Origin of the sequence: Bartonella sp. CR84HXZ (assembly GCF_042194535.1) — a bacterium.
GTDB lineage: Bacteria > Pseudomonadota > Alphaproteobacteria > Rhizobiales > Rhizobiaceae > Bartonella > Bartonella grahamii.
In genome coordinates, this window is the sequence record NZ_JBHIMY010000040.1 from 1 (window position 1) to 4,677 (window position 4,677).

The 4,677-nt window shown below is 42.0% G+C and carries 4 protein-coding genes; all 4 read left to right on the plus strand.

The features are described 5' to 3' along the window. Positions 1-876: hypothetical protein (locus ACFIKD_RS08775; protein ID WP_375647794.1), on the plus strand; the 876-nt coding region annotated here is incomplete at its 5' end. A gap of 33 nt (positions 877-909) precedes the next feature. Beyond that, positions 910-2,319, plus strand: a complete 1,410-nt coding sequence (locus ACFIKD_RS08780; protein WP_375647796.1) for a hypothetical protein — start codon at positions 910-912, stop codon at positions 2,317-2,319. Then, the gene (locus tag ACFIKD_RS08785) at positions 2,316-4,493 is read left to right on the plus strand and encodes a hypothetical protein (RefSeq protein ID WP_375647797.1); all 2,178 of its coding nucleotides are present in this window, start codon (positions 2,316-2,318) and stop codon (positions 4,491-4,493) included. Before ACFIKD_RS08780 ends, ACFIKD_RS08785 begins: the two co-directional genes overlap by 4 nt. Further along, positions 4,493-4,677 (plus strand): transglycosylase SLT domain-containing protein (locus ACFIKD_RS08790; protein ID WP_375647798.1); only part of this gene is annotated, 185 nt, incomplete at its 3' end. The genes ACFIKD_RS08785 and ACFIKD_RS08790, both read left to right, overlap by 1 nt.

A 4,677-nucleotide genomic window follows, 5' to 3' on the forward strand; every position in this document is an offset into this window, starting at 1 on the left:
CCTCCTGCTTGGATGGAGAATGTATTTAAGCGTGGGGGTAGGGATGCGTATCAAATGTATGACACAGGGATTGGGGGGAATGTGTATGGGGGACCTCGTATTGCCCCGTTAAGTGATCAAACGCGCTATGGCATTAGTGGTCTTGGCAGTATTCCTCATCATTATCAAAATCGCTTTTTGATGAATACAATCTACAATCCAACGTCGGCAGCCATGAATCTTAGACATATGGCTTCTGGTAGTATGGTTGGACAGAATCCGTCTTTTAATGCCGCCCTTCAAAATAGCTTAGACCGTGTAAGAGATACGATTAACAGCTCTTTTGCAGGTGCGGGTCGTTATGGGTCCGGTGCACATGCAGGTGTATTGGCAAATGAACTTGGTGCTTTGTCCACAAGTGCTATGGCAGATCAATATAATCGTGATGCGGACCGCATGATGCAAGCGAATTCACTGATAGACCAAGCCAATCAAAATCAGTTGGGAGCCTCAAATAACTTCTTACAGGGTTATGGCAATGCCTATTCCAATGCCATACAGGGGGGAGGTGTGCTTGATGCCCACAATCAGAGAGTTGTTGATGCCAATCGTGAACGTTGGCTGGAACAAGACAATAGCGGTTGGAATAGGTTGAATATGCTTATGAACGCCGGTCATGGCTTTGCAAGGAATTACGGCACGACGACGAATAATAATACAGCCTCTATGATGCAAGGCAATAACCCATGGAAAAATGTAGGGGCTATAGGTTCTCTGGCACTTCAAGCAGCACCGATGGCTTTTGGTTACATGGCAGGTGGTCCAATGGGAGCTGCGTTGGCAGGAGGAGCATCTAAACTTTTTTTAGATTACATGAATCAAAATAAAGCTCTGTAGAATAATTAAAGAATAGTTTTGTAGGAGAGTGTGATGGTTGCACCGATAATACCAATGGCTTTAGTAGCAGGAGCGAGATTTGCACCGCATATTATGAGATATCTTTATCCCAGAGTGGCTCCAAAAGCGGTTACAGGGGCGCAAAGATTTGGACAATTCATGAAAGCAAATCCAAAGAGTGCCATAGCTACTGGAGGGGCAATGACTCTTGCCCCTTTGATGGCACCAGAGGAAGTACATGCTCCAAACAACCCCTATTTACAGAATATGCAGCAGCCATATGGACCATTTATGCCCTATACGGCTCCTAAAACGGAAATGCCTCTTAGTGTAGGAAATCATTCCCCTATGCCAAATGCACTAGAGAGTACTCCACAAGAACTTAAACCTCATGTTAATGAACAAACGCAACCATTAGCACCCGCATCTCCAACACCGACTTCTGAACTGACAGATGCAGAGAAATTTTTACAGTCCAATACTTATAAGTTTTTTCAATCAGATGCTTATCAGAAGCTCAAAGATCTTTTTGCAGGTATGGCGGCAGCACCCACAGATGGTTCGGGATGGGATGCGCTTGCAAGTGGTGTGAAGCATCTTAATGAAGGTGATAAACAAAGAGGGCAGGTTAACCAGACTGTCGATTATTTAAAGTCCAAAGGCTACAGTGATGAAGAAGCTGCTGTCATGGCACGGAATCCTCAAATGCTTAGTGCATTGCTCACAGGTGGTACAGATAGCATAAAACATTACAATGATGGAAGTTCGTTAATTGATGACCCAACATCACCCACGGGAAAGAGAGTGGTTTATCACCCTGGTGGGAAGGCGTATCTCGACAAAGAACGAGAAGCTGCTTTACGTCAACATAAAAACTTGTATGCAAAGGTTTTGCTAGAAGATATTGATTATGTGCAGGAATACCTTGAGAAATTTAAGAATAAGGCGACAGGTAATATAGCTTTAGCTGCTAGCTACGCGTTCTCAACGTCCGAACAATCGGATGTACGACAGGTTTTGGAATCAATACAATCTCGTATAGGGCTTGACCGTATAGATCAAATGAAAATGTTATCGCAAAGAGGGGCGCTAGGACTTGGAAATGTTAGCGATAAAGACATTGAAATGTTAAAAGAGTCTCTTGGGAAATTAAACTTACGTATGTCTACACGAGAGCTTAAACGGCGTTTGTCAACAATAAAAGATGTTTTATCAAGACTGAACCCTGAAGTACAAGGTATTGTATTAGGTAAGATTGAGGCTACAGAAAATAATATGAGAAATGCCGTTATGGCAGGAAATAACCAAAATTCTACCAATCAGGCGGGGTCACAAGGGAATGTTGCAAATTTTACAACTGTAAGCAGCACAGAACAAGCTAATAAAATGCCTATTGGGGTTGAGTTTATTTACAATGGTCAAGTTTACAAGAGGGCTAAATGATTAACAATAAGAATTCTCTTGTAGTTGATCGTGCATTAGGTGCTACGAACAATCAAGGTAAAAAAATATCAGAACTTGGTCCAAATTTTATCAATTTAGGTTCTGTTTTAGAATATGCCAATCCTTCTTATGAAAATACTCTACTCTCTCCAGAGATTACACAAAGTGAAGCCTTTTGGAATTCTTTAAAGCATGGTTTGAGTTTTAATTTAGATGATGAAGTTGCGGGGATTGTAGCGGCGGGACGTGATGATGAGAATGAGAGTGCACTAAATGCTTTTAGAAAGGGGCTGTACAGATATTGGTTATCTGGTGATAAAAAATACGAAGAGAAGTATGAGAAAGAAGCCAATAGAATACGTGATTATCAACGTAGGATGAGTGATACGCATTATTGGACGTCTTTGTTAGGAAATGTTGTAGGGGCTGCTTTACCTTCACTTGCGACGTTAGGAGCAGGGGCGGGAGCATCACTAGCGGGGCGAGTAGCGCCTCATGCTACTTCAAAATTAGGTCAACTATTCTCGAAAGCCATACCAACACCGGTAGGCGCGGTAGGAAAATACGTAAGTGGGAAAGCAAGCCCATTTGTAGGTATTACGAACAAAACAACATTGCCGCATTTGCTTAAAGTAGGAGCGGCATCTGGTGCATTACATGGGGCAGGTGAAGGTGAAGGATTAGGTCATACACTTCAAAGTGCAGCCCTTGGTGCAGGTTTTGGAGCGGGAGGTGCGGCAGTTGGGAGTGTTGTTGGTTCTGGACTTGGTTCAATTGGGCGTGCGGTTGCAAGATCTGTTTTACCCTCTCATGTAAATGGTGTTCCAAAAGAAACATTAAGAGAAATTACTAAGCATTTAAGCAATGATACTGCTGAAGCGCTTGGGAAGTCTTTTCATAAGGCAGCAAGCCCTGATGATTATGTTGTAGATCACAGTCCTATCTTACAGGATCTTGTTTTTGAAATTTCAAGAAAAAATCCGGATGCTTCTCTTGATTTTATCCAAAGAGCCGGAGCGAGAGCGAAGGGAGGGGGAGAACGTATTCATCAGGCAGTCGATGAACATTTTGTTCCTCATCAAAATGTTGTAGGTTTAAAAGATGATCTTATTGCAAGTAAGAAAGCAGCAACAGAATCTCTTTATGGAATAGCAAAAAAGACACCGATAGGGGAAAAATATTATGGTGCTCTTAATGAATTAATGGAGCGCCCCTATTTCAAACAAGCTTATGATCAAGGGTTAGATGAGTTCACGAGTGGTGGGAACAAAGTCACCCCGTTTTCTTCTAAAAAGTTTAGTCTTCTCAAGGAAGAACCGAACATGGGGGTTCTCCATGAAACACAGCGTAAGCTTCGTTTTATGATAGATACAGCAAGAAACACGGGAGATGATAGTAAAGTTCGTACTTTAGTAGGCATCCGGAAAAAATTATTAGAGATTATGGATGATGTATCGTCTGAATATACGAAGGGACGGGCACTGTATCGTAAATATAGCTCACATGTAGATGCTATGCGTGAAGGAGAGAAAGTCCTTAGCAAGGAGATTAATAAAGATAAATTCAGTAAAATTTTGGGTGGATTATCAGAAGGCGAACAAGAATACTTAAAAAAAGGAGCAAGAGCAGAACTTCTCGAAAGTATGACGCAAACAACAGATCACGTTTCGAATGCGAAGCAAATTTTTGATACAGATGATCTTTATGAGAGGTTTGCAAAGACTTTTGGGTCCGATAAAGCTGCTGCTGTTAAGAAAGCTGTCGATAGAGAAGCGAATTATGCTGATCTTTATAACAGAATACCAAATCGTATAGCGGATAAAGAGATAGGTTTTTCGCATAATGTAAGTGTGCCAACGGGTAAATTTGATGCTGCTATGCAAGCAGGAAAAGCTACTCTGAAAGCGTCGTACATTCCCTTTAAAACAGCAGCTTTGAAAGAGCGTCAACGCATAGAAAAGGACGTCGTCAAGTTGTTAACAGGGGGAACAAAGTTTTCCAATGATGAAATCGTCAATATCCTTCAAAGAATGGTGCAGGCGCAACATAAAGGATATGTGACTAAAGAGTGGGTGAAACAAGTTTCTGCTGCTTTATTTGGAGGGGGAGGAAAAGCATTTGCGGGACAATTTAATATGCTGAGTACACCAAGTCAGAAGAGGGTATATAACTGATGACCCGCTATAGTCCTTCTATTGATCAAGCGATACGTCAATCAGCATCACGCTATGGCTTGCCAGAGAGTTATTTGTACCGTGTTGCGCAAGTGGAAAGTGGAGGCAATCCGAATGCAAGGAATCCCTACTCTTCTGCTGGTGGGTTGTATCAATTTATCGATAGCACCGCCAAACAATATGG

Coding starts and splice junctions, on each gene's coding strand:
- ACFIKD_RS08780 (WP_375647796.1), top strand. CDS start 910: ATGGTTGCACCGATAATACCAATGGCTTTAGTAGCAGGAGCGAGATTT.
- ACFIKD_RS08785 (WP_375647797.1), top strand. CDS start 2,316: ATGATTAACAATAAGAATTCTCTTGTAGTTGATCGTGCATTAGGTGCT.